The organism is Xylanibacter sp., assembly GCF_057607445.1.
This window is the reverse complement of sequence record NZ_DBLZAX010000001.1, coordinates 100,972-124,019: the sequence shown is the minus strand read 5'-3', so window position 1 is coordinate 124,019 and position 23,048 is coordinate 100,972. Positions and strand designations below refer to the sequence as shown.

The following is a 23,048-nucleotide window of genomic DNA, read 5'->3' as shown; positions in this document are numbered from 1 at the left end:
AAATGACACTGCATTGAAGAAAGGGGCGCTTGACTTTATGTCACGACCCCTTCTTCTATTTTTAATAAATCAAGAAAACTGAACATACCGAAAAACGACATGAACAATATGGCTAAATTATATACGCCAGCAAAAATAAAGTTAAAAAACAGAATATGTATGCATATAGGTATCATTACTGCATACTATTTACTATTTCAGTCATTTTACAATCTGATTGATAGCCGGAACCTGTGGCCATATGAGAATTTCAAACAATTTCTAATATACTTTTTACTGAATTTTATTCCAATAACAATAGTTTACACAACAAACCTTTTCATAATATTCAAGCTAGATTCCTTCAAAACACCACTAAAAAGACTGACCATAGACATTGTATCTTCATTTGTAAGTATGTCGGTAATAAATCTACTGTTTTCTTTAATACTTTCTTTTGTATCTGAAGAGCACATGCATGTAAACTGGGCAGGTACTGTATTTAACAACATTTTTCTTCTTCTCGGTTTAGAAGTTGCATATTTTGTAAAGAATCATATACGCCATATTCAACAAATTAGCGAGAACAAGCAGAAAGCCCTACAATATCAATATGAAGCCTTACGAGCACAGGTAAATCCACACTTTCTTTTCAACACCCTTAATATGCTGTATGCCCTTGTTGGAAAAGACACAGAAAAGTCAAAACAGTTTATCTTGTCGCTCTCACGCATATACAGATATGTACTCGACCAGCAAGGACATGAAAGGGTAACGTTAGATTACGAATTAAAATTCGCCAAAGAATATGCAAAAATTCTAATGTTAAGGTATAGTAACAATTTCACTGCTGAAAATAACGAGCCCCCAGAAAAGCAACACTATATTGTTCCTTTTACGCTGCAACTACTTATCGAAAACATTGTAAAACACAATAAAGTAAGCAGTACCACACAAGTAAAAGCAAAAATAGAGTTTACAGACAATTATCTCACTGTGAGCAACGAAATTAACCGAAAGCCAACTACATCGGCAACATCACCACACAAAGGCCTCACATATCTAAAAATGCTGTATGAGGCTTATGGAAAAAAGATTGAAATTAAAGATGATAATAATATATTCATTGTAAAAGTTCCTTACTTAAATTAAAACCGTATGAAATATATTATAATTGAAGACGAAGAATTTGCCAGGGAAAACTTGAAAGACATAGTTGAAAAAGTAAGACCAGACTATGAACTTACAGCAATGCTCAGTTCTGTAGACGAAAGTATAAAGTTTCTTGAATCTGAGAATGTCGACATGGCCTTTATGGACATTGACTTAGGTGACGGGACATGCTTCGACATAATAAGAAATACAGATATAAAGATACCAATAATATTTACTACGGCATACAACGAATATGCAATTGAAGCATTCAAGACCAACAGTATAGACTATCTGTTAAAACCGATAACAGAGGAAGACGTTGAACACTCACTAAGAAAACTCGACGACATGGCTGACATTTTCAGGTCTGATGGATACAGGACTATATTGCCAAAGAAAGAAAAAATTGACAGAATACTAATAGCCAAGAATAAGAGCTTTTCATTTATAAATATATCAGACATCGCTTTTTTCTGTATAGAAGACCGCTACGTTGTTGCATATACTAATGAGGGAAACTGCGAAATAACCGAAATAGCAAATATGGAAAAAGTCATGGACTTAGTAACTGATCATGACTTTTTCCAACTTTCGCGCAGTATGATATCATCTATAAAAGCCATTAACAATGTAACTAAGATTGACAACCAACGCCTTTATGTAACAGTATGTGCTGGCGATAAAAAGAAGGAAGTAATCATAAGTGCCCTAAGGCGTAAAGACTTTTTAAACTGGCTTGGACACTGATTCAAGAAAATAGATAATATGAAATGAATTATTCTTTTCATAATTTAGCCCAAATCAAGAATTTAACATTCGAGATGATTTGGGCTAAATATATTTATCACATGATTATTTTTTTATAAACTTTTTACCATTTTGGATATAAATACCTTTTCCCATATTTTCAGGATTTACCCTCTGGCCATGAATATTAAATACAGGGGCATTTTTATCAAATCCAGCTCTTACATCGTCAATGCTGGTGCTTGTGTTATAAACGATATCCGACTTATACACGGTTCCGTCTGAAGCATAATATATACTCTGCACTCCAAGTTTCACGTCTGCTGTAGAAAAATAGAAGAACACTGTATGAAGCTCGCTTCCCACCGAAGCAGGATATACATCATAACCTTCATGATTATAAGGAATTTCAGTAACATCCGTCGTAAAGTCTTTAGCATAAGTCTCTGCATCGAAAACAAAAGGAACTGCATCGTCGCCGACATATAGACTGTAATATAAATTCTGAGTATTCAGTTCATTTCCATCGACATCGGTAGCCGGTATCTTGACCTGAATATATGAATAGCCATAATTGTCGTAATTGTCATCAGGAGCAAAGAACGTAAACGAAGGATTCTGTAATTTAGAAACTTTCTCTGTATAGGCAGTAAACTTCGGGAAATCATAATTTACGTTATATCCACGCTGCCCATATCCCCTACTGATGTAAAGAGACACAAGATCATCAGTGGTGAGCGTCCTGTTCTCTGCATCGAAATTCATAACAAGTTTGTCCGCATCAGCATAATAGTAATACTCGCTTTGGGTGTCTAAAGTCAGATTACCAACACGGAAATAAAGATAACGGTTAGTTTCATTGTCAGGGCCAAGAAGCTGACGTGTGTTAAACGTAACCTTGTTGCCGTCGATTTCGCCCTTAATCCATTGATCTGAATCCTGGTTATATGGATTGTTTATATATATTTCTTTGTCTGTAACAGCTACATCAAGAAATTTCTTCATAGTTCCATACTCACTCCAATTAGCCCACCGATACTCAAACATCCATTTAGTAAGCTCTACGCCCTCAGGAAGAACATTCTTTCTTGAAGATACTAAAGAATCTGAAAGCATAGCATCGCCATAACCGGTCCAATATCCGTCTGAATATGTAAGTCCCATTATAACGTCCTCGTCTTTTGTATCCATAGACAAAGTACCGTCTGATTCAAGAGTAAAACTCAGCTCATTAGGTTCCGTTTCAGAAATAAGATAGAAAATACTATCTGGCTTTTCCTCGATATTCTCTCTCACCATACGGCTTGCATAATATCCATATTTCACACCGTCATACTCTTCTATCATCACAAGCTGAGGCAATTTTGCCACATACTTGCTATCACCTATAGGCTCAAGCTTAAGATAATTATTCGTAGAATTTCCTCCTGTAACGCACAACAAATACAGATTACCATCATCGCCCTTCACATAATTTGAAATAACTCCAGTATCCTCGCCTGTATATATTGACGTACCGCCAAGTTTATAGAATGTAAGCGAATTACGCACCGTCTCAAACTTTTCTCCAGAAGGATTGCTTATAAGCATACTCTCGTCAAACGAAGGCTCTTCGCCACCGGGTTCACCTCCAGTCTGTCCGCTATCATCACCTTCAGTTCCTATTGTTCCGTCGCTCCATACTATTTCTGACTTATAAGTTTTATCGCCATCATGATATATAGCCTGGGCTCCAAGTTTCTTAAATCCGCTCCACGATGAAGGATGAAATATTGTAGTGGTACCATCGCTACTCCATATATCATAAAACTGTGAATCTGAATACCCATATGGAATCTCCGTCATGTCTGATTCTATATATGGAAAAGTTGTTTTTTCTAAAGTTACTGGAGATTCTGCATTATCCTTATAAACAGAAAAATAGAGTTTAGATTCATCAAGGGCAACTCCTTTTTGATCAGTCAATACTAAAGTTATTCTCAACATGTTTTCCGAGTCATTCACAACAGGATTAACCAACTGTATGGATGCTACAGCAGAAGAACACATCAACAAAAATAGGAATAGAATTCCTATAAAAGCAGTATTTCTTTTCATACTCCTAAAATTTAAGATTAAAATATAATGTTATTAACTCTGAAGTTTCTTTCACATATAAACTAACTTTTCATGGCGTAAAGATACAAATTAATGTTATACGTACAGAATAAAAAAACAACAGTAGGTATGAACTTCAAATATAAATGTCTGAACTTCAGATTTAAATGATTGAACTAACAGAACATAAAAACAAAAAACAATAGATTATTATTTTAAAACAAAAACTTTGTAAGAAACATAACATTCTAACACATAAAAACGTCGGCACGGCACATGGTTGATACACCAGAACGCCATGCCGACTTGGCCCAAACCCGGTAGCCAGACCATTAAGTCAATAGAGTTTATGTATTATTCGTCAAATGAAGGTTGGGCCTAGGTATGAAGAAAACAAATTGATATAAATAAACTTATTCGCATCCTCCTCCAAGGGCGCTGTAAAGATTTACGATGGCTTCGCAGCGGCTATATATGTCTGATACCACGCTAAGGCGCGCATTGAGCAGCTCCTGACGGGCCGACAGAAGTTCGATATATGTGGCGTTGCCCGTGCGATAAAGGGCGTCAGATGTCTTTACGGTACGCTCAAGCTCGGCACACTGCTTGCTGTGACTGTCGAGACTGCGCTGGGCCGACTCTGCCGCATAGAGATAATTGTTCACCTCCTGACCGGCATCAAGCAGTGCCTGCTTATAGCTGAGCAAGGCTATCTGCTCCTCGTCCTTGGCAACACGCAGGTTTGACACCAGCTTGCCGCGGTTGAATATAGGCTGCGTGAGCGAAGCCAGAGCCGAGAGAATCCAGCTGCCGGGATCGGACACTATCTGTCCGGCCGAATTGGTCCAGCCTGCGCTGCCAGAAAGAGTAAGGCTGGGATAGAAAGCCGAACGGGCCTGATTGGTGGAATAATATGCAGCAGCAAGCGTCATCTCGGCCTGCACAACGTCAGGACGCCTTGACAGCAGACGCAGGGGCAAGCCAGCAGACAGGCTGTCGGGCATGCGCTGCCCGTCGAGCGTGCCCCTCTCTATGCGGCGCGACGTAGTGCCAATCAGGGTGCACAACGCATTTTCGGCCTCACGCTGCTGTCTCAGCAGGTCGTTGTATGACGCCTCGAGTTCATAAAGTCCTGCACGTGCCTGTGTCAGCGCGTTTTCGTTTTCTTCGCCTACCTTCAGCAGGGCCTCAATAGTACGCACCTGCTCGCGCCACACATTAAGGGTAGACAGGCTTATCTCTATCTGGCTGTCAATGGAAAGCAGGGCATAATAGTCTATTGCTATCATGGCAATGAGCTTAGAGCGTACAGCCTGCTGATATGCTTTCTGCTGAAGGAGAGTGGCCTGACTGCTCTTCTTTGCATTACGGAGACTGCCGAACAGGTCGACTTCCCAACTGGCCTCTATGGGCAGTTCGTAGGTCTTTGCGGGCTTGCCGCCGTCGACAGAGCTAAGCGAGCCCTGAGGCGACAACGTGAGCGACGGCAGGAAGGCCAGCTTGGCGGCCTTGAGCTGTGCCTCAGCCTGGTCGACACGCAACAGGGCGGTAAGCATGTCGGTGTTATTGCTCAGTCCGTAGCTGATAAGCTCGCGCAGATGCTCATCCTGAAAGAACTGCTGCCACGGCATGTCGCCCAGCGAGGTGGTGTCGGCCGAGGCAACAGAATCGGCCGACACGTCGCGGTAAAGGCTGTCAACCGGCAGGTTGCCGGGACGCTCATAGGTGCTGTAGATGCGGCAGCCGCTCATCAGCACGCCGCTCAAAATAAACAAAACAAGACTTATATTTTTCATAAACTTCTTTCATTTTTACGTTTACTCATCACCCGCTCTTCAACATACTGGAACACGATGAAGAAGGCCGGCGTTACGAACAGCAGCGCAACCGTGCCGATAACCATTCCTCCGACCACGCCTACACCGAGCGAGCGGTTGCCGTTGGCACCTACGCCTGAGGCGAACATAAGCGGAAGCATGCCGAACACCATCGTGAGGGCTGTCATAAGGATTGGGCGCAGACGAACGGCGGCAGCGCTCATGGCAGCCTGAGTGAGCGTCATGCCCGACTTGCGGCGCTCTGTGGCATACTCGGTAACAAGGATGGCCGTCTTAGACAGCAGTCCGATGAGCATGATGAGACCTGTCTGGAGATATATGTTGTTTTCGAGTCCCCACATGCGGGCAAAGAGGAAACTTCCTGCCAGACCGAACGGCACAGACATGATGACGGCCATAGGCACAAACAGGCTCTCGTAAAGTGCGCACAATATAAGATAGATGAAGAGCACGCAGATGCAATAGATGATAACGGTGTCGTGCGAACCGGCCATCTGTGCCTCCTCGCGCGTCATGCCGGAATATTCGTAGCCATAGCCCGTGGGCAGTGTGCGTGCAGCCACCTCTGTTACGGCATTGATGACGTCGCCCGAACTGTAGCCGTCGGCCGGCATGCCCTGCACGTTGATGGCAGAGAAGAGGTTGAACCTGGTGAGCGACTCGGAACCATAGGTCTTGCTGAGCTTGACAAACTGGCTGACAGGAGCCATGCCTCCCGTGGTTTTTACATATATGTTGTCGAGCGACTGCATGCTGTTGCGGCTGTCGGAAGGAGCCTGGATAATGACGCGGTAGAGCTTGGTGAAACGGTTGAAGTTAGAGGCATATATGCTTCCGAAGTATCCCGACAGCGTGTTGATGACATCCTGCGTGGTTATGCCGGCACGCTGGCACTGGGCCTCGTCTATGTCGACCCTGTACTGCGGGAATTTGGAACTGAATGACGTGTATGCCATCTTTATCTCCGGCCGCTTGTTAAGCTCTGCCAGGAAATCGTCGGTTACCTTACTCAGGGCATCAATGCCCTTACCGCTGCGGTCTTGTATGTAAAGCTCGAAACTGTTACCCGTACCGTAGCCCGATATCATAGGCGGCGAGAACACGAATATGGTTGCGTTCTTGATGTGTGCCGTGCGGCGGTAAATCTCGTTGCTTATGGCATCAACACTGCTTTCGTCGCCCTTGCGTTCGTCCCAGTGCTTCAGCTTGACGATGAACATACCGTGAGAAGAGCCGCTGCCCGAACCCATGCCGAAGCCGGCAACCTTGTTGAAGTTCTCTATCTGAGGTATGTCTTTCAGCTCTTTCTCCACCTGTCCCATAATCTCGGCAGTTTCGGCGAGAGTGCTTCCTGCCGGTGCATCGAGACTCACGAAGATTGACCCGGTGTCCTCAGACGGCACAAGACCGGTCTTTGTGGTAGACATAAGATAGAACAGGAGCACGACGACAAAACCAAGCGACGCCCATGCCACCCACTTGCGCTTGACAAAGAACTTGACACCCGACTTGTACTTCTGCACGATGCGGCGGAACGACGAGTCGAACGCCATGCGGAAGCGCGTGGAGAAGCCCGGCTTGCGGCCTTCTATGATTTCTTCGTTCGGACGCAGTATAAGAGCACACAGGGCCGGCGACAGCGTAAGGGCGTTGATGGCAGATATACCAACGGCAACGGCCATGGTTACGCCGAACTGTGTGTAGAATATGCCCGACGTGCCGCCCATGAACGACACCGGAACAAACACCGCCATGAACACGAGTGTTGAAGTTACGATGGCTGATGAAATACCGTTCATGGCGTCAACGGCTGCCTTGTATGGCGAGCGGTAGCCTTCGTCAAAGCGGGTCTGCACGGCCTCGACCACAATTATGGCATCGTCGACAATCGTACCGATGGCAAGCACAAGGGCAAAGAGCGTCAGCAGGTTGATGCTGAAGCCTGCCACATAAAGGGCCGCAAACGTTCCGATGAGCGACACGAAGATGCTTATGGTTGGAATAAGCGTTGAGCGCGGGTTCTGCAAGAACACGTATACTACGAGCACCACAAGGATGATGGCCTCGATGAGCGTCTTAATAACCTCATTGATAGAGGCATCAAGGAAGTTCTTGGTGCTCATAAGCTCTACCACCTCGACATCCTCGGGCAGTGTCTCCTTGAGTTCTTCAAGATATTTGTTTATACTGGTAATTATCTCGTTGGCGTTGGTGCCTGCTGTCTGGTTTATCATGCAGGTCGTACCGGGCGAACCGTTCACAGAGCCGGTGTATGTATAGCTCTGAGAGCCGAGCTCAACCTTGGCTATGTCGCTGAGCCTGACCACGCGGCCGTCGTCGAACGCCTTGATTACGATATTCTCAAATTCTTTTTCCTTTTCAAGGCGTCCGCGATACTTCAGCGTATACTGGTAGACATTCTTTGAGTCTTCGCCTATTGATCCGATTGACGCCTCAATGTTCTGGCTCGACAATGCAGCCTCTACATCGGCAGGCTCAAGCTCATACTGCGCCATGACGTCGGGCTTGAGCCATATGCGCATGGCATAGTCGCCTCCCATGACGTTCACCTCGCCCACGCCAGAAATACGCTGCAGCTGCGGCTTTACGTTAATGTTGAGATAGTTGGTAAGAAAGGTCTCGTCGTAGGTGCCCTTAGGACTGTAAAGACCGAATATCATAAGCATGCTGCTCTGCCTCTTCATCGTGGTAACACCCACCTTTGTCACTTCGGCAGGAAGCAGCGACGTTGCCGTAGACACCTTGTTCTGCACGTTGACGGCAGCCATGTCGGGGTCGGTGCCCTGCTTGAAATACACTGTAATCTCGGCGCTGCCGGTGTTGCTGGCCGTTGAGGTCATATAGGTCATGTTTTCCACGCCGTTGATGGCTTCCTCCAAGGGCACGATGACGCTCTTCTGCACAGCCTCGGCATTGGCTCCGCTGTAAGTGGTCGACACGCGGATGGTTGGCGGGGCTATGTCGGGATACTGCTCTACGGAAAGGGCATACAGACCTATAAGTCCGGCAACAAGTATCACAACGGATATCACCATCGACAGGATGGGACGGTCGATAAACTTCTGCAGTTTCATAGGCTATTTCTCCTTTTTTGTTCCGGATGACGCCACCACCGTACCGTCTTTAAGCAGGCCGGCTCCCTCTGACACTATCACGTCGCCCTTGCGAAGGCCCGACTTTACGATATATTCCTTGCCGTCGTTTATCTCGAACACCTCAATGGGCGTAGACACGGCACGACCGTTGATTACACGATAGGCAAACACCTTGTCCTGAAGCTCGTAGGTTGCTCCCTGTGGTATCACCACACAGTCTTTACACTCGTAAGGCACCACCACATTGGCCTGGCTTCCGCTCATTATCCTGCGCGAGCTGTTGTCGAACACGGCACGCACGCTGACGGTTCCTGTTGTCTTGTCGACAATGCCGCTGAGCACGTCTACCTTACCTTTTTTCTCATACACCGAACCGTCGCTCAGCTCAAGCGACACCTCGGGAAACGACTTGACGGCCTCGTCAAGTGAACCATACTGTGAGGTTAACGAGAGCACCTGCTTGTCGGACAGAGAGAAGTAGGCATATATCACCGAATTGTCGGATACGTGTATCAGCGGCTCCGTCATTGATGCGTCAACCAGCGCGCCTACACGAAACGACGTCATGCCGGCATAGCCGTCAACGGGACTTTTCACCTCTGTGTAAGACAGGTTGTTGAGCGCATCGGTAAGTTCGGCACGGGCCTGACTAAGGGCTGCCACCGCACTCTTATAACTGTTCTGAGCCGTGCGCAACTCAAAATCGGATATCACCTTGTCGGCATACAACGACTGCTTGCCGGCAAGTGTCTGCTTTGCAGTTGCCTCATTGGCTTCTGCCGTGGCCACGGACGCGCGTGCCTTGGCTACAGCCGCACGGTATGGCACCTGGTCGATGACGAACAGCACCTGGCCCTTGCGCACATAGGCACCTTCCTTTACGCATACCTGAGTTATCTTTCCTGAAATCTGCGGACGCACCTCCACATCCTGGCGGCCTTCGGTTACTGCTGAATATTTAAGCGACAGGGTTCTGTCCTCGGCCTTCAGAGTCATCATCGGATAGTCGCCGCCGGCTGCCTGCTGTCCGGACTTGTTGTTACACCCGAACAAAATAGACAGGCAACATAAAATAAAAACATGTCTTAATCTCATACTCATTTTTTATTCTTTGATGTTTCGGGCACAAAATTATCCTGACAAAACGCTTGCTCTTTTGTAAATTTGGAGTAAGAATTTGTTCATTACAGACATCGTTAAGACTAATTTGCAAACGCTATGTCTATTTTGCGCTAAAAATTGTCTAAAAAGGACACTTAATAAGTATATTTGCAAGCACATCTTCATCGGCAGATCCGGCAAATACAGGCAATATGACAAAAGCGCCACGGCAGTCTGCCTCAAATACATAAAAAACTACCGTATGAACATTCACGAACTAATGCCTAAGTTTCCGCCTTCGTGCTATATCAAGGAGCAGATATTGCTGGTCAATCCGAACGAGTTTCACCGACTTGAAGGTATCGACATTGACAGCAGCAGGGTATTCATTGTTGTGAGCGAAGGCAGTATTGACATAATTCTTAACGGAAAAAGGTGCCACATAGAAAGTTGCTCGTGCATAGACAGCCTTGACACTGTGACCATACGAATAGAGAAATGTGAAAAAGATGCAAGGGCATGGTGCATGCTGGTTACATACACCTTTGCACGAAACTCGCTGAAAAACTTCAAGCCCGTGCCTATTGAGAAACTGCTGCAGACACAGGACATACCCATACACTCTTTCACAAAAGAAGCAATATCGCGAGTGGACACACAGCTAAGTTTTCTGGCTGATGCCATTGCCGCAAAGAATCATTATTATCATAACGAACTGGCTGCCGTGTTCTACAAGAGCATGTGTCTGGAACTGGGCAACGCAATAATGTCGAACGAAACAACCATTGACGACATGCAGCAGGGTTGCAGGCGCAGCGAGGCCGTGGCGCTCGACTTCACCAAGCTCGTGACAAAATATTTCACCAGGCAACATAACATAGACTTTTACGCCCAGGCTCTGAACATGTCGGCAAAGCATCTTACAAGAATAATAAAGAACACAATGGGCAGGACGCCTCATACGGTTATCTGCGACGAGATAACACACGAGGCTATGGCGCTGCTCGACGACGACAGAATGACCATAGGACTTATATCCGAAAAACTAGGTTTCTCGGATCAGGCGGCATTCTGTAAATTCTTCAAAAGGCAAGTGAGCATATCGCCTACTGAATACAGATTGAAAAACAAGAAGTCTGACTAATTGCTGAAGCAAGGTGCGTATTGTACACAGACCCAATTCTGCCCATCAAACTCGGCATTCAATACAACACGTTCCTTGCTTCATCAGATAATTTATCAGCCCGTCTGAGATATAATGTTTCTGTCCGAATGCCAAGGCATCTCAAGCAATGATGCTCATGTCCGACACAGACACACTAAAAAACATATCCTAGATTCACAAAAAAGTTACTGTTCTTCAGGCTGATATCATCTTCTGTCTTGTTGATGTTTTTCAGGCCAATTTCATAGCCGAAACCTACATAAGCGTTCTTGGCGGCAATAAGACCTACTCCCATATGCAAGCCGGCGTCATAACGCTCAAGCACTCCGTTGTCTCCGAATGTATCAAAATCACCCATTATTTCGCCCGATATGCCATATGCAAAGTATGGACCTACGTTTACCTGCAACTGGGTATTGCGGTTAAAGTCATATCTGTAAGAGAGCAACAAAGGCAGCTCTATATAGTTTGCGTCTATTCTGTTGTTCTCCCTACCCTTTCCTTTTACACCCTTGGCTGTATATTGCAGTCCGGTCTTTACATAAAGGCTCCTTATTATCGGGATGTGTACATAGGCTCCGGCATTATATTGCAAAGAATATTTCTCGTTTGTGATATCACCCGTAAGCTTCGACATGTTTAAGCCTAACTCTATGCTGAACCGCACACCATGATCGGCTTTATTTGTTGATAACTGCGGAGGGCTTCCATCATTCTGCGACATCACTGACAGATGTGCAAAGAACGCAATAACAAGAATAAATATCGTCTTCTTCATTTTCGTATAGATTTATGTTTTACCAAAATTGATGCAAATCCATTTCAAGGCGTACCCGCCAGGCAGACAAATAGACGGCCAAGGTGCATCGCAGTCACGCAACAGCTACATGATATTATGCAAATGCAACAGACCTGCAAGCCGTCGAATATAAGGATAGCCGTTGCGGGTATTTCATCGTAGATCATATTCGCCTGTATTTAATCTCTGTAAAAAACGTTTAAGGTCATAAAAGGTTTCTCTTCATTCACTCGTTGGCATACGGTCATCACCATAAGTTTACGGCTATAAAGATACGAAAAATATTCCAACTCTGATTAATCTGAGTTTCCGTTTTTACACTTTGCGCGATTTTATCATAATCGCTCACCATGATTCTGCCGGATTATCATTTTATATTGAGCAGACTATAGTTTGCCATTTTAAGTCATAGCAGACTACGTCAGAAAAAGAATGACGACAATAATACCACAAGAACAAATAAGCGGATGAAGACATCGGTATACCTGTTGAATAGAGTCACAGTCAGTCTTATCCGCAATAAACATTTAACCATACAATATAAGACAATCTGCTGTCTGCCATGGAAGCGCTAAAAGCATAATCACCTGCTAACATACACGATGCAAAAGGTGCTGAACGGCAACACAAAAGGTATGCTTTTACCCTATAAAACATGGCTTTTCACAAGCTGAAAGGGCACAAGTTATACAGAAGGACAGCGTGTGGAAAGTAAAAATTGTTTTATAAAAAAACTCGTCACTCATCACATCTGCACCTAACTCACAGGATATCAACACATTATGGTGTGACGAGTCGTATTAAGGAAACATCACAACGGCACAGCGGCATACCGGCGTGATGAGTTTACCCTGCAACTCATCACGCCATAAAATATTGTTGCTCAAGGCATTAGACAAGAATGTGACGAGTGACAAGTTTTTAATAAAAACTTTATATTTCATTATATTAGTTACCTTTTCTGATTTTGGTTGACTTCTAACTGTCTTTTACCTGATTAAAGTTGACTCTGGCTAAACCTATAACTGTTATTGTTGTTGGCTCAATAATTGGAAAATAAACATAACAGCTTTTGCAAATCCAGCAATAACTGCACGGGGCGAAAATTAAATTATTGGCATGTTGGTCAAAATAAAATTATGGACCTGCCCCCTGCTTTTCTGATTCATCTGGAAATATAAGAAAGTGCGCCTAACTGATATAATATTGCGCACGCGCCATTGATCCAGCATAGCCTCTTCATTATTGAGAAAATAATGATATAAAAAAAGCGCCTTTTCCCTCACGGGAAAAAGCGCTATTGTAGAGATATATTCGACGTTATTATTCTGCCTTAGCTTCTTCTGTAGCTGTTTCCTCTGCTGCAGTCTCAGTTGCAGGAGTTTCAGCAGCTTCAGCAGCCTTAGAGCGGCGGCTACGACGAGTCTTCTTGGCAGCCTTGGGAGCCTTAGCCATGTTCTCATCATAATCAACGAGCTCTATGAAGCACATTTCAGCAGCGTCACCTTGACGGAAGCCCAGCTTTATGATTCTGGTGTATCCGCCCGGACGGTCAGCCACCTTAGTAGAAATCTCTTTGAACAGCTCTGTAACGGCATACTTGTTCTGCAGATAGCGGAAAACTACACGGCGAGATGTTGTTGTGTCATTCTTAGAACGTGTTATCAGAGGTTCTACATATTTTTTCAAGGCCTTAGCCTTAGCGAGAGTCGTAGTGATTCTTTTGTGCATTATCAACGATACAGCCATGTTAGCAAGCATAGCCTTACGGTGAGATGCAGTACGACTCAGATGGTTGAATTTCTTATTATGTCTCATTTTTGTTTTTCTTTTGCGATAAATCGGCATGCCCGGCGCAGGTATCAGCCATGCGCCGGATTATGCACGGTTACTCTTTATCTAATTTGTACTTAGAAATATCGGTACCAAACGACAGATTCAGACTCTCGAGCAAATCATCAAGCTCTGAAAGCGATTTCTTACCGAAGTTGCGGAACTTGAGGAGGTCGGTCTTGTTGTACTGAACCAAATCGCCAAGAGTCTCAACATCAGCAGCCTTAAGACAGTTAAGCGCACGAACAGAAAGATTCATGTCTATGAGCTTTGTCTTGAGCAGCTGGCGCATGTGGAGTATCTCTTCGTCGAATTCCTGATCACCGTCTACATCATTGTTCTCAAGAGTAATCTTCTCGTCAGAGAACAGCATGAAGTGGTAAATAAGAATCTTGGCAGCCTCCTTAAGAGCGTCCTTCGGGTGAATGGAACCGTCCGTCGTAACTTCAATAACCAGCTTGTCGTAGTCGGTTTTCTGTTCAACACGATACGGCTCAACTGAATATTTCACGTTACGGATCGGAGTGTAAATAGAATCGATTGGAATAACGTTGACGTCAGTGCAGAACTCACGGTTCTCGTCAGCAGGAACGTATCCGCGTCCTTTGTTTATAGTGAGATCAATCTGCATTGAAGCTTTGGCATCTAAATGACAAATCACCAAATCAGGGTTTAACACTTCAAATCCAGTCAGATACTTACCTATATCACCTGCTTTGAACTCTGTTGAATTCTCTACGGTGACACTAACTTTTTCGTTCTCGAATTCTTCTACTACTTGCTTGAATCTTACTTGTTTCAAATTCAAGATAATGTTGGTAACATCCTCCTTTACGCCAGGTACAGAGGAAAACTCATGCTCAACACCCGAAATACGGATTGTGTTGATAGCATAACCCTCAAGCGATGAAAGAAGAATGCGGCGCAATGAGTTACCGATGGTAACGCCAAAGCCTGGCTCCAAAGGACGAAATTCGAACTTGCCGAATTTGTCTGTCGCCTCCAACATTACAACTTTATCAGGTTTTTGAAATGCTAATATCGCCATTAATTTAATGATTTATTTAGAGTACAACTCAACGATTAACTGTTCCTTAATGTTCTCCGGTATGTCAGCACGCTCCGGCTTGTGCAGAAGCTTGCCGCTCTTTGTGTTTTCATCCCACTCCAACCAAGGATACTTGCTGTGATTGAAACCAGCCAAAGCTGCTTCAATAACCTCAAGAGACTTAGCCTTCTCACGAACACCTACTACCTGACCGGGAGCAACTGAATATGAAGGAATGTTAACTACCTTACCGTCAACAACAATATGCTTATGACTAACCAGCTGACGAGCTGCAGCACGTGTAGGAGCAATTCCAAGGCGGAACACTACGTTGTCAAGACGGCACTCAAGGCTCTGGAGCAATACCTCACCGGTAATACCGTCTGCCTTTGCTGCCTTCTCGAACAGATTACGGAACTGACGCTCAAGCACACCATAAGTGTATTTAGCTTTCTGCTTCTCTGCCAACATGACACCATACTCAGACATCTTTCTGCGACGATTATTGCCATGCTGTCCAGGAGGGAAGTTTCTCCTAGACAAAACTTTGTCAGCGCCGAAAATGGGTTCACCAAAACGACGCGCAATTTTTGATTTCGGACCTGTATATCTAGCCATAATAATTTAAAATACTTTGTTTTATTGTGCCATCCTGCACAACGCAGGATGGCGGATTTGTGTACTTGATTAAACTCTTCTTCTCTTTGGAGGACGGCAACCGTTGTGGGGTAACGGTGTTACGTCGATAATCTCTGTAACTTCGATTCCGGCACCGTGTACGGCACGGATAGCTGACTCACGGCCGTTACCCGGACCCTTAACATATGCCTTTACCTTACGGAGACCAAGGTCATAAGCTACTTTTGCACAATCCTCGGCAGCCATCTGAGCTGCATAAGGAGTATTCTTCTTTGAGCCGCGGAAACCCATCTTTCCGGCTGAAGACCATGAAATAATCTGGCCCTCGCTGTTAGCCAAAGATACAATGATATTGTTGAAAGAGCTATGAACGTGAAGCTGGCCCATAGCGTCAACCTTTACATTTCTTTTTCTAGATGTTGCTGTTTTCTTTGCCATAACTAATTATTATTTAGTAGCCTTTTTCTTATTAGCAACAGTCTTCTTCTTACCTTTACGGGTACGAGCATTATTCTTTGTACTCTGACCGCGAACCGGAAGACCGTTACGATGACGAATTCCACGATAGCAACCAATATCCATCAGTCGCTTGATATTCATTTGGATCTCTGAACGGAGATCACCTTCTACTTTGAATTCAGCGCCGATTATTTCACGGATCTTAGCTGCCTGATCGTCTGTCCAATCGCAGACCTTCAGGTCACGGCTTACGCCTGCTTTATCCAATATCTTTGCTGAACTACTTCGACCTATACCATAAATATAAGTCAATGCGATTTCGCCACGCTTATTCTGGGGCAAATCTACTCCAACAATTCTTATTGCCATTTTTGTTAATTAATTAAAAAATTTAATGTTTTAGCCCTGACGTAATTTGTACTTAGGGTTTTTCTTGTTAATAACGTACAGACGACCCTTACGACGAACGATTTTGCAATCGGGAGTACGTTTCTTTAATGATGCTCTTGTCTTCATATATCTCTATAAAATTATTTGTATCTGAATACGATTCTGCCCTTTGTCAAATCATAAGGACTCATCTCAACTTTTACTTTATCTCCGGGAAGAATCTTAATATAATGCATTCTCATCTTACCCGAAATGTGAGCCGTTATAGGACAGCCATTCTCCAACTCTACACGGAACATTGCATTTGACAATGCCTCTACGATTGTTCCGTCCTGCTCTATTGCGTCTTGTTTTGCCATATTTAAAATTAATTTCTTTCTAATCGTTCAACTTCCTCAAAAGAAGATAAAATTTCTGCCTTACCCCGATATATCGCTACTGTATGTTCAAAATGTGCAGCAGGTTTCCCGTCACATGTCTTTATCGTCCAACGGTCGGGCATCATGCAAAGGGATCTGTCGCCCATCGTTATCATCGGTTCTATCGCAATACACATGCCTGCTTTAAGCAATACTCCCGAACCACTAGTGCCATAGTTTGGTACAGATGGATCTTCGTGCATCTCGCGTCCTATACCATGTCCTGTCAGTTCTCTGACAACTCCATATCCTCGCGATTCGCAATGAGCCTGCACGGCATGACCGATATCACCAATATGTTTTCCGGCAACGGCATTCTCGATACCCAAATAAAGAGCCTCCTTGGTAGTCAGAAGCAACTGCTTCACTTCAGCCGAAACTTCACCTACACAAAAAGTATAACAAGAATCACCATTAAAACCGTTTAAAAGAGCACCACAGTCAACAGATATTATATCGCCGTCACGAAGCACAGTCTTGTTGTCTGGTATTCCGTGAACAACTACATCATTTACAGAAGTACAGATGCTTGCCGGAAAAGGTTGACCAAAAGGGTTAGGGTAATTTTTGAAGGTTGGTATTGCCCCATTGTCCCTGATGTAACTTTCTGCTATTTTATCCAACTGTAAAGTTGTAACACCGGGCTTGATATGCTTTGCTATCTCGCCCAAAGTGTTTCCAACTAACTGGTTGGCTTTTCGCATCAGTTCTATTTCATCTTCTGTCTTGAGAAATATCTTCATTCAGTAAGAAATACTCTAATATGCAGAAACGCCGCCATTACGGCCTCTAATTCGACCTGAATTGAGCAAGCCATCGTAATGTCTCATCATCAAATGACTTTCGATCTGCTGGAGTGTGTCTATAACAACACCTACGAGAATGAGGAGAGATGTTCCACCAAAGAACTGAGAGAAAGCATCCTGAACATTCAGCAATCCAGCAAGAGCAGGCATTACAGCGATAAACGCAATAAAGAGTGAACCGGGGAATGTTATACGAGACATAACTGTATCGATATAATCAGCGGTGTCTTTACCTGGCTTGATGCCGGGTATAAAGCCATTATTACGCTTCATGTCTTCAGCCATCTGTGTCGCGTTCAGAGTCAATGCTGTATAAAAATATGTGAAAGCAATTATAAGTGCTGCAAACACAATATTATACAACAAGCTTCTGTGATCCATCAAAGAACGGATAATGTAACCGCTCTGGTCTGTTGAATACTGAACGATTGCCAACGGAATGAACATCAATGCCTGAGCAAAGATGATAGGCATAACGTTAGCAGCGAAGAGCTTCAACGGAACATACTGGCGTGCACCACCGTACTGCTTGTTACCGACAATACGCTTAGCATACTGTACTGGTATTTTGCGAGTGCCCTGAACCAAGAGCAAAGATGCACAAACGACAGCATAAAGTATAAGTATCTCAACAATAAACATAACGAGACCACCGCCAGTGATTGCCGTAAAGCGAGAGCTGACCTCCTGTATAAATGCCTGCGGCAGACGGGCGATGATTCCTATCATAATGATCAATGAGATACCATTTCCAATGCCTTTATCCGTAATACGCTCACCGAGCCATAAAACGAACATACTACCTGCAGCAAGAATAATTGTTGCGGGTATCATGAACACTGACCAGTCAATGCCTGATGACAAAGCACCATAGGCCTGAATCTTCAGGTTCATCAAGTAAGAAGGAGCCTGGAACAAAAGAATTGCAACGGTAAGCACACGTGTATACCAATTGATCTTCTTACGTCCACTCTCGCCCTCACGCTGCATCTTCTGGAAATACGGCACTACAACTGCAAGCAGCTGCATTACGATAGAAGCTGAGATGTAAGGCATTATTCCCAATGCAAAGATAGAAGCATTGGAGAAAGCACCACCGGAGAACATGTCAAGCAGCGACATAAGACCGCCACTTGTCTGCGACTGCAATTTCTGCAACATTGATGGATCAATTCCTGGCAAAACAACAAATGATCCAAAACGATAAATTGCAACAAATGCTATGGTGATGAGGATTCGCTGACGCAAATCCTCAATCTTCCAACAGTTCTTCAGTGTCTCAATAAACTTTTTCATTTACTTAGATTATTGTTGTGTTACCACCAACTGCCTTGATAGCCTCTTCAGCAGTCTTAGAGAAAGCATGAGCTTCCACTTCCAATTTTGCTTTCAATTCACCATTTCCGAGAATCTTAACCAACTCTTTACCATTGGTAAGACCAGCAGCCTTCAGTTCCTGAATGCCGATCTTTGTAAGATTCTTTGCCTCAGAAATCTCCTGAAGCGTAGAAAGGTTTACAGCAAAATACTCCTTATGGTTAATATTCTTGAATCCAGCCTTCGGTATACGACGCTGCAAAGGCATCTGACCACCTTCGAATCCAATCTTTCTCTTATAACCAGAACGTGCCTTAGCACCCTTGTGACCACGTGTAGACGTTCCACCAAGGCCAGAACCTGGTCCACGGCCGATACGGCGGCGTGAATGAGTAGAACCTGCAGCTGGTTTCAAATTATTTAGTTTCATAATCGTTTCTTTTTTAATGTGAGTTATTATTCAATAACGGTTACCAGATGGTGAACCTTCCTTATCATACCGCGAAGGGTAGGACTATCTTCACGCTCTACGACCTGAGATATTTTACGTAAACCAAGAGCCGCAAGTGTACGTTTCTGGTCTAGCGGAGCACCAATTTTACTTTTAATCTGCTTGATCTTTATTGTTGCCATATTATTATCTCCTATCCTCTAAATACTTTTTCCAAACTGATTCCACGTGTCTTGGCAATGGTATAAGCATCGCGCAACTGTGTCAGAGCCACGATAGTAGCCTTAACAAGGTTGTGAGGGTTAGAAGAGCCCTTTGACTTAGCAAGGACATCCTTAACACCAACACTCTCAAGCACAGCACGCATAGCACCACCGGCTACAAGACCAGTACCGGCTGCTGCAGGCTTCAAGAAAACCTGAGCTCCACCGAATGTTGCCTCAATCTCATGAGGTATTGTACCCTTAAGTACAGGAACCTTAACAAGATTCTTCTTTGCAGACTCAACACCTTTAGAAATTGCAGCGGTAACTTCTCCTGCCTTTCCAAGACCCCAACCGATTACTCCGTTGCCGTCACCAACTACAACAATAGCAGCAAATGTGAAGGTACGACCACCTTTTGTTACCTTAGTAACACGGTTAATAGCAACCAATCTGTCTTTTAATTCAACGTCACTATTTATTTTAACTTTGTTCATTGCCATAATCGATTAAAAATTAAGTCCACCTTTACGAGCTGCATCAGCAAGTTCCTTAACACGTCCATGGTAGAGGTATCCGTTACGGTCGAAAACAACCTTAGAGATTCCAGCCTCTACAGCCTTCTTTGCTATCAGTTCACCAACTTTGGCTGCCTGCTCGCACTTTGGCATTGTCTCAAGGCCAAGTGAAGAAGCAGAAACAAGAGTTGTACCTGTTACATCATTGATAATCTGAACATATATCTGCTTGTTGCTGCGGAATACACTCATACGAGGACGTTCAGCTGTTCCGTTTACACTTTTGCGAATTCTGAACTTTATCTTTATTCGTCTTTCTATTTTCTTTGTTGTCATGATCGTAAAATATTAAAGTTACTTAGCAGCAGCAGTCTTACCAGACTTTCTGCGGATGACTTCGCCTTTGAACAATATACCTTTTCCTTTGTAAGGCTCAGGCATACGGAACGAACGTATCTTGGCGCAAATAAGTCCGAGCAATTCCTTATCGCAAGATTCCAAAATAATAACAGGGTTCTGATTTCTTTCAGACTTTGTCTCAACCTTAACTTCCTTAGGCAACTGGATGAAAATCGGGTGTGTATATCCTAAAGCGAATTCGATGATGTTTCCCTGATTAGAAACACGATAGCCCACACCGACAAGCTCAAGCTCCTTCTTATAGCCCTCGCTTACGCCAACAACCATGTTGTTGACCAAAGCACGATAAAGGCCATGGAATGCCTGCTTCTGCTTGTAGTTTACAGGACTATTCTCATCAATTTCAAATATTACATGATTATCTTCAATCTTAACTTTGATAGAAGAGTCTACCTTCTGAGAAAGTTCTCCCTTGGGACCTTTTACATTAACTACGCCATTGTTGAGAGTTACTGTAACGCCTGAAGGAATGCTGATAGGCAATTTTCCAATTCTTGACATAATCTAATTTCCTCCATTAATAAACGTAGCAAAGAACCTCACCACCGATCTTAAGGTCAGCAGCCTCTTTGTTTGTCATTACACCTTTGGATGTAGATAAAATAGCAATACCTAATCCGTTAATAACTCTCGGCATGTCCTTGTATCCAGTATACTTACGCAAACCTGGAGTAGACACTCTCTTCAAACACTTGATTGCGTTTGTCTTGGTTGCAGGGTCATACTTCAATGCAACCTTAATTGTACCCTGAGGTCCATCCTCAATGAACTTGTAGTTAAGGATGTAACCTTTCTCGAAGAGGATCTTTGTAATCTCTTTCTTCAAGTTTGAAGCTGGTACTTCAACAACACGGTGATGAGCCATGATTGCGTTTCTCAACCTCGTCAGATAATCTGCTATTGGATCTGTCATAAAATAATTGTTTAATTAATCGGGACTGCCCCGACAATATTAAATAAAAAAACTAAATCTCCTAAATTACCAGCTTGCCTTCTTTACTCCAGGGATAAGACCGGCAGAAGCCATCTCACGGAACTGAATACGAGAAAGGCCAAACTGACGGATGTAACCCTTTGGACGACCTGTAATCTTGCAACGGTTGTGCAGACGGATAGGATTAGCATTGCGGGGAATGCTCTGCAACTTTCTTGCAGCCTCATAAGCCTCTGCAGGATCGTCTGTTGTAGCTATAATTTTTTTCAAAGCCGCACGTTTTTCAGCATAACGGGCAACGAGTTTAGCACGTTTAACCTCGCGGGCTTTCATTGATTCTTTTGCCATATCTATTAATCGTTTTTAGCGTTTTTGAAAGGTAGACCAAATGCTTTGAGAAGAGCATAACCTTCCTCGTCTGTCTTGGCAGTTGTTACGAAGGTGATGTTCATACCCTGAATACGATCGATTGAATCGATGTTGATTTCAGGGAAGATAATCTGCTCCTGAATACCAAGTGTATAGTTTCCGCGACCGTCGAATTTGCTCTCAATACCCTTGAAGTCACGGATACGTGGCAATGCAATACGTATGAGTCTCTCGAGGAATTCATACATACGCTCGCGACGAAGAGTTACCATAACGCCGATAGGCATCTTCTTACGGAGTTTGAAGTTTGCGATATCCTTCTTTGAATATGTAGCAACTGCTTTCTGACCCGTAATTGTAGAAATCTCGTTGATTGCAACCTCGATGATCTTTCTATCCTGAGTTGCATCTCCAAGACCCTGGTTAACTACAATCTTCTTCAGGACAGGAATCTGCATCTTAGAAGAATAGTTAAACTGTTTCTGCAGTGCAGGAGCGATGCTCTCTGCATATACCTTCTTTAATTCAGCTGTATTCATTATTTGATTTCCTCCCCTGATTTTTTAGCAATACGGATCTTCTTACCGTCTTCTGTCTTCTTAATTGAAATACGTGTAGCCTTGCCGCTCTTGGGGTCAATCAGACTCAGATTTGAGATATGTATCGGAGCCTCCTGCTTAACGATTCCTCCCTGAGGATTCTTAGCACTCGGTTTTGTGCTCTTAGACACGATGTTGATACCCTCAACAATGGCACGCTGTTTTTCAACTAAAACTTTAAGCACCTTGCCAGTCTTGCCTTTGTCCTCACCGGCCAAGACAATAACTGTATCGTTTTTCTTTATATGTAACTTATTCATTACTTTTTCCTTTTTATGTTAAAGAACCTCAGGTGCCAAAGAAACGACTTTCATATTAACTGCACGGAGTTCGCGAGCTACAGGGCCGAAGATACGGCTGCCACGAAGTTCACCAGCATTGTTCAGCAAAACACAAGCATTGTCGTCGAAACGGATATATGAGCCGTCAGCACGACGTATTTCTTTCTTTGTGCGAACAACCAAAGCCTTTGATACTGCACCCTTTTTCATATCACTTGACGGGATAACGTTCTTGACAGCAACGACAATAACGTCACCAACACTTGCATAACGGCGGCGTGTTCCACCCAAAACACGGATGCAAAGGGCCTCACGAGCTCCGCTGTTATCACATACAGTAAGTCTTGATTCTGCTTGTATCATAA

The 23,048-nt window shown here is 43.9% G+C and carries 27 protein-coding genes; 3 read left to right on the top strand and 24 right to left on the bottom strand.

From position 1 onward, the window contains the following. Positions 1-108 precede the first annotated feature (108 nt). Both ACZMIG_RS00520 and ACZMIG_RS00515 read left to right on the top strand, forming a co-directional pair. Positions 109-1,131, top strand: a complete 1,023-nt coding sequence (locus tag ACZMIG_RS00520; RefSeq protein ID WP_162207771.1) for a sensor histidine kinase — start codon at positions 109-111, stop codon at positions 1,129-1,131. Between the two features lie 6 nt (positions 1,132-1,137). Then, complete coding sequence (locus ACZMIG_RS00515) at positions 1,138-1,881, top strand: LytR/AlgR family response regulator transcription factor (RefSeq protein ID WP_053398832.1); 744 nt, start codon at positions 1,138-1,140, stop codon at positions 1,879-1,881. Positions 1,882-1,986: 105 nt separating this feature from the next. On the opposite strand, the gene ACZMIG_RS00510 is transcribed toward ACZMIG_RS00515, so the two are convergent. From ACZMIG_RS00510 to ACZMIG_RS00495, 4 genes are all read right to left on the bottom strand, one after another. Continuing rightward, positions 1,987-3,726: a hypothetical protein gene (locus tag ACZMIG_RS00510; RefSeq protein ID WP_487888825.1), complete on the bottom strand. Its 1,740-nt coding sequence runs from the start codon at positions 3,724-3,726 to the stop codon at positions 1,987-1,989. A gap of 665 nt (positions 3,727-4,391) precedes the next feature. Next, positions 4,392-5,774 (bottom strand): efflux transporter outer membrane subunit, encoded by a 1,383-nt coding sequence (locus tag ACZMIG_RS00505; RefSeq protein ID WP_125105467.1) that lies wholly within the window; start codon positions 5,772-5,774, stop codon positions 4,392-4,394. Continuing rightward, a complete protein-coding gene (locus ACZMIG_RS00500; protein WP_288948221.1) occupies positions 5,771-8,911 on the bottom strand; it encodes an efflux RND transporter permease subunit in 3,141 nt (1,046 codons plus the stop codon). Before ACZMIG_RS00500 ends, ACZMIG_RS00505 begins: the two co-directional genes overlap by 4 nt. Before the next feature lie 3 nt (positions 8,912-8,914). Beyond that, positions 8,915-10,027, bottom strand: coding sequence for an efflux RND transporter periplasmic adaptor subunit (locus tag ACZMIG_RS00495; RefSeq protein ID WP_021855200.1), 1,113 nt, complete (start codon positions 10,025-10,027; stop codon positions 8,915-8,917). Between the two features lie 268 nt (positions 10,028-10,295). Between ACZMIG_RS00495 and ACZMIG_RS00490 the strand changes: the two genes are divergently transcribed. Then, positions 10,296-11,177 (top strand): helix-turn-helix domain-containing protein, encoded by an 882-nt coding sequence (locus ACZMIG_RS00490; protein WP_303053494.1) that lies wholly within the window; start codon positions 10,296-10,298, stop codon positions 11,175-11,177. Between the two features lie 175 nt (positions 11,178-11,352). On the opposite strand, the gene ACZMIG_RS00485 is transcribed toward ACZMIG_RS00490, so the two are convergent. From ACZMIG_RS00485 to rplN, 20 genes are all read right to left on the bottom strand, one after another. Further along, entirely contained in the window at positions 11,353-11,976 is a 624-nt protein-coding gene (locus tag ACZMIG_RS00485; protein ID WP_487888824.1) for a porin family protein, read from the bottom strand. Between the two features lie 1,344 nt (positions 11,977-13,320). Further along, positions 13,321-13,815 carry a 50S ribosomal protein L17 gene (gene rplQ / locus ACZMIG_RS00480; RefSeq protein WP_053398839.1) on the bottom strand — a complete coding sequence of 165 codons (495 nt, stop codon included), beginning with the start codon at positions 13,813-13,815 and terminating at the stop codon, positions 13,321-13,323. A 70-nt stretch (positions 13,816-13,885) separates the two neighbouring features. Next, the gene (locus ACZMIG_RS00475) at positions 13,886-14,878 is read right to left on the bottom strand and encodes a DNA-directed RNA polymerase subunit alpha (protein ID WP_487888823.1); all 993 of its coding nucleotides are present in this window, start codon (positions 14,876-14,878) and stop codon (positions 13,886-13,888) included. 12 nt (positions 14,879-14,890) lie between these two features. Next, complete coding sequence (gene rpsD, locus ACZMIG_RS00470) at positions 14,891-15,496, bottom strand: 30S ribosomal protein S4 (RefSeq protein WP_021855193.1); 606 nt, start codon at positions 15,494-15,496, stop codon at positions 14,891-14,893. 69 nt (positions 15,497-15,565) lie between these two features. Continuing rightward, positions 15,566-15,955: a 30S ribosomal protein S11 gene (gene rpsK, locus ACZMIG_RS00465; RefSeq protein ID WP_021855192.1), complete on the bottom strand. Its 390-nt coding sequence runs from the start codon at positions 15,953-15,955 to the stop codon at positions 15,566-15,568. A 9-nt stretch (positions 15,956-15,964) separates the two neighbouring features. Then, entirely contained in the window at positions 15,965-16,345 is a 381-nt protein-coding gene (gene rpsM / locus ACZMIG_RS00460) for a 30S ribosomal protein S13 (protein ID WP_021855191.1), read from the bottom strand. Between the two features lie 30 nt (positions 16,346-16,375). Continuing rightward, positions 16,376-16,492 carry a type B 50S ribosomal protein L36 gene (ykgO, locus tag ACZMIG_RS00455; RefSeq protein WP_021855190.1) on the bottom strand — a complete coding sequence of 39 codons (117 nt, stop codon included), beginning with the start codon at positions 16,490-16,492 and terminating at the stop codon, positions 16,376-16,378. A gap of 14 nt (positions 16,493-16,506) precedes the next feature. Then, positions 16,507-16,725: a translation initiation factor IF-1 gene (gene infA, locus ACZMIG_RS00450; protein ID WP_021855189.1), complete on the bottom strand. Its 219-nt coding sequence runs from the start codon at positions 16,723-16,725 to the stop codon at positions 16,507-16,509. 8 nt (positions 16,726-16,733) lie between these two features. Further along, complete coding sequence (map, locus tag ACZMIG_RS00445; protein ID WP_125105469.1) at positions 16,734-17,528, bottom strand: type I methionyl aminopeptidase; 795 nt, start codon at positions 17,526-17,528, stop codon at positions 16,734-16,736. A gap of 15 nt (positions 17,529-17,543) precedes the next feature. After that, on the bottom strand, positions 17,544-18,887 hold the full coding sequence (gene secY, locus ACZMIG_RS00440) for a preprotein translocase subunit SecY (RefSeq protein ID WP_021855187.1): 1,344 nt from the start codon (positions 18,885-18,887) through the stop codon (positions 17,544-17,546). Positions 18,888-18,891: 4 nt separating this feature from the next. Further along, positions 18,892-19,338, bottom strand: a complete 447-nt coding sequence (gene rplO / locus ACZMIG_RS00435) for a 50S ribosomal protein L15 (protein WP_487888822.1) — start codon at positions 19,336-19,338, stop codon at positions 18,892-18,894. 26 nt (positions 19,339-19,364) lie between these two features. Further along, the gene (rpmD, locus tag ACZMIG_RS00430) at positions 19,365-19,541 is read right to left on the bottom strand and encodes a 50S ribosomal protein L30 (RefSeq protein ID WP_021855185.1); all 177 of its coding nucleotides are present in this window, start codon (positions 19,539-19,541) and stop codon (positions 19,365-19,367) included. Positions 19,542-19,552: 11 nt separating this feature from the next. Beyond that, positions 19,553-20,065, bottom strand: a complete 513-nt coding sequence (rpsE, locus tag ACZMIG_RS00425; RefSeq protein WP_053398841.1) for a 30S ribosomal protein S5 — start codon at positions 20,063-20,065, stop codon at positions 19,553-19,555. A 6-nt stretch (positions 20,066-20,071) separates the two neighbouring features. Continuing rightward, positions 20,072-20,416: a 50S ribosomal protein L18 gene (gene rplR, locus ACZMIG_RS00420; protein WP_021855183.1), complete on the bottom strand. Its 345-nt coding sequence runs from the start codon at positions 20,414-20,416 to the stop codon at positions 20,072-20,074. A gap of 18 nt (positions 20,417-20,434) precedes the next feature. Next, positions 20,435-21,001: a 50S ribosomal protein L6 gene (rplF, locus tag ACZMIG_RS00415; RefSeq protein WP_021855182.1), complete on the bottom strand. Its 567-nt coding sequence runs from the start codon at positions 20,999-21,001 to the stop codon at positions 20,435-20,437. A 16-nt stretch (positions 21,002-21,017) separates the two neighbouring features. Then, positions 21,018-21,413: a 30S ribosomal protein S8 gene (gene rpsH, locus ACZMIG_RS00410; RefSeq protein WP_021855181.1), complete on the bottom strand. Its 396-nt coding sequence runs from the start codon at positions 21,411-21,413 to the stop codon at positions 21,018-21,020. A 66-nt stretch (positions 21,414-21,479) separates the two neighbouring features. Continuing rightward, on the bottom strand, positions 21,480-21,782 hold the full coding sequence (rpsN, locus tag ACZMIG_RS00405) for a 30S ribosomal protein S14 (RefSeq protein WP_021855180.1): 303 nt from the start codon (positions 21,780-21,782) through the stop codon (positions 21,480-21,482). 5 nt (positions 21,783-21,787) lie between these two features. Next, the gene (rplE, locus tag ACZMIG_RS00400; RefSeq protein ID WP_021855179.1) at positions 21,788-22,342 is read right to left on the bottom strand and encodes a 50S ribosomal protein L5; all 555 of its coding nucleotides are present in this window, start codon (positions 22,340-22,342) and stop codon (positions 21,788-21,790) included. Continuing rightward, the gene (gene rplX / locus ACZMIG_RS00395; RefSeq protein ID WP_021855178.1) at positions 22,342-22,662 is read right to left on the bottom strand and encodes a 50S ribosomal protein L24; all 321 of its coding nucleotides are present in this window, start codon (positions 22,660-22,662) and stop codon (positions 22,342-22,344) included. Before rplX ends, rplE begins: the two co-directional genes overlap by 1 nt. Positions 22,663-22,680: 18 nt before the next feature. Beyond that, positions 22,681-23,046, bottom strand: coding sequence for a 50S ribosomal protein L14 (gene rplN, locus ACZMIG_RS00390; protein WP_021855177.1), 366 nt, complete (start codon positions 23,044-23,046; stop codon positions 22,681-22,683). Positions 23,047-23,048 lie beyond the last annotated feature (2 nt).

What these genes read in the sequence shown, in the direction of transcription:
- ACZMIG_RS00520 (WP_162207771.1), top strand. Translation starts at nt 109, where the DNA reads ATGGCTAAATTATATACGCCAGCAAAAATAAAGTTAAAAAACAGAATA.
- ACZMIG_RS00515 (WP_053398832.1), top strand. Translation starts at nt 1,138, where the DNA reads ATGAAATATATTATAATTGAAGACGAAGAATTTGCCAGGGAAAACTTG.
- ACZMIG_RS00510 (WP_487888825.1), bottom strand. Translation starts at nt 3,726, where the DNA reads ATGACGGAGATTCCATATGGGTATTCAGATTCACAGTTTTATGATATA.
- ACZMIG_RS00505 (WP_125105467.1), bottom strand. Translation starts at nt 5,774, where the DNA reads ATGAAAAATATAAGTCTTGTTTTGTTTATTTTGAGCGGCGTGCTGATG.
- ACZMIG_RS00500 (WP_288948221.1), bottom strand. Translation starts at nt 8,911, where the DNA reads ATGAAACTGCAGAAGTTTATCGACCGTCCCATCCTGTCGATGGTGATA.
- ACZMIG_RS00495 (WP_021855200.1), bottom strand. Translation starts at nt 10,027, where the DNA reads ATGAGATTAAGACATGTTTTTATTTTATGTTGCCTGTCTATTTTGTTC.
- ACZMIG_RS00490 (WP_303053494.1), top strand. Translation starts at nt 10,296, where the DNA reads ATGAACATTCACGAACTAATGCCTAAGTTTCCGCCTTCGTGCTATATC.
- ACZMIG_RS00485 (WP_487888824.1), bottom strand. Translation starts at nt 11,976, where the DNA reads ATGAAGAAGACGATATTTATTCTTGTTATTGCGTTCTTTGCACATCTG.
- rplQ (WP_053398839.1), bottom strand. Translation starts at nt 13,815, where the DNA reads ATGAGACATAATAAGAAATTCAACCATCTGAGTCGTACTGCATCTCAC.
- ACZMIG_RS00475 (WP_487888823.1), bottom strand. Translation starts at nt 14,878, where the DNA reads ATGGCGATATTAGCATTTCAAAAACCTGATAAAGTTGTAATGTTGGAG.
- rpsD (WP_021855193.1), bottom strand. Translation starts at nt 15,496, where the DNA reads ATGGCTAGATATACAGGTCCGAAATCAAAAATTGCGCGTCGTTTTGGT.
- rpsK (WP_021855192.1), bottom strand. Translation starts at nt 15,955, where the DNA reads ATGGCAAAGAAAACAGCAACATCTAGAAAAAGAAATGTAAAGGTTGAC.
- rpsM (WP_021855191.1), bottom strand. Translation starts at nt 16,345, where the DNA reads ATGGCAATAAGAATTGTTGGAGTAGATTTGCCCCAGAATAAGCGTGGC.
- ykgO (WP_021855190.1), bottom strand. Translation starts at nt 16,492, where the DNA reads ATGAAGACAAGAGCATCATTAAAGAAACGTACTCCCGATTGCAAAATC.
- infA (WP_021855189.1), bottom strand. Translation starts at nt 16,725, where the DNA reads ATGGCAAAACAAGACGCAATAGAGCAGGACGGAACAATCGTAGAGGCA.
- map (WP_125105469.1), bottom strand. Translation starts at nt 17,528, where the DNA reads ATGAAGATATTTCTCAAGACAGAAGATGAAATAGAACTGATGCGAAAA.
- secY (WP_021855187.1), bottom strand. Translation starts at nt 18,887, where the DNA reads ATGAAAAAGTTTATTGAGACACTGAAGAACTGTTGGAAGATTGAGGAT.
- rplO (WP_487888822.1), bottom strand. Translation starts at nt 19,338, where the DNA reads ATGAAACTAAATAATTTGAAACCAGCTGCAGGTTCTACTCATTCACGC.
- rpmD (WP_021855185.1), bottom strand. Translation starts at nt 19,541, where the DNA reads ATGGCAACAATAAAGATCAAGCAGATTAAAAGTAAAATTGGTGCTCCG.
- rpsE (WP_053398841.1), bottom strand. Translation starts at nt 20,065, where the DNA reads ATGGCAATGAACAAAGTTAAAATAAATAGTGACGTTGAATTAAAAGAC.
- rplR (WP_021855183.1), bottom strand. Translation starts at nt 20,416, where the DNA reads ATGACAACAAAGAAAATAGAAAGACGAATAAAGATAAAGTTCAGAATT.
- rplF (WP_021855182.1), bottom strand. Translation starts at nt 21,001, where the DNA reads ATGTCAAGAATTGGAAAATTGCCTATCAGCATTCCTTCAGGCGTTACA.
- rpsH (WP_021855181.1), bottom strand. Translation starts at nt 21,413, where the DNA reads ATGACAGATCCAATAGCAGATTATCTGACGAGGTTGAGAAACGCAATC.
- rpsN (WP_021855180.1), bottom strand. Translation starts at nt 21,782, where the DNA reads ATGGCAAAAGAATCAATGAAAGCCCGCGAGGTTAAACGTGCTAAACTC.
- rplE (WP_021855179.1), bottom strand. Translation starts at nt 22,342, where the DNA reads ATGAATACAGCTGAATTAAAGAAGGTATATGCAGAGAGCATCGCTCCT.
- rplX (WP_021855178.1), bottom strand. Translation starts at nt 22,662, where the DNA reads ATGAATAAGTTACATATAAAGAAAAACGATACAGTTATTGTCTTGGCC.
- rplN (WP_021855177.1), bottom strand. Translation starts at nt 23,046, where the DNA reads ATGATACAAGCAGAATCAAGACTTACTGTATGTGATAACAGCGGAGCT.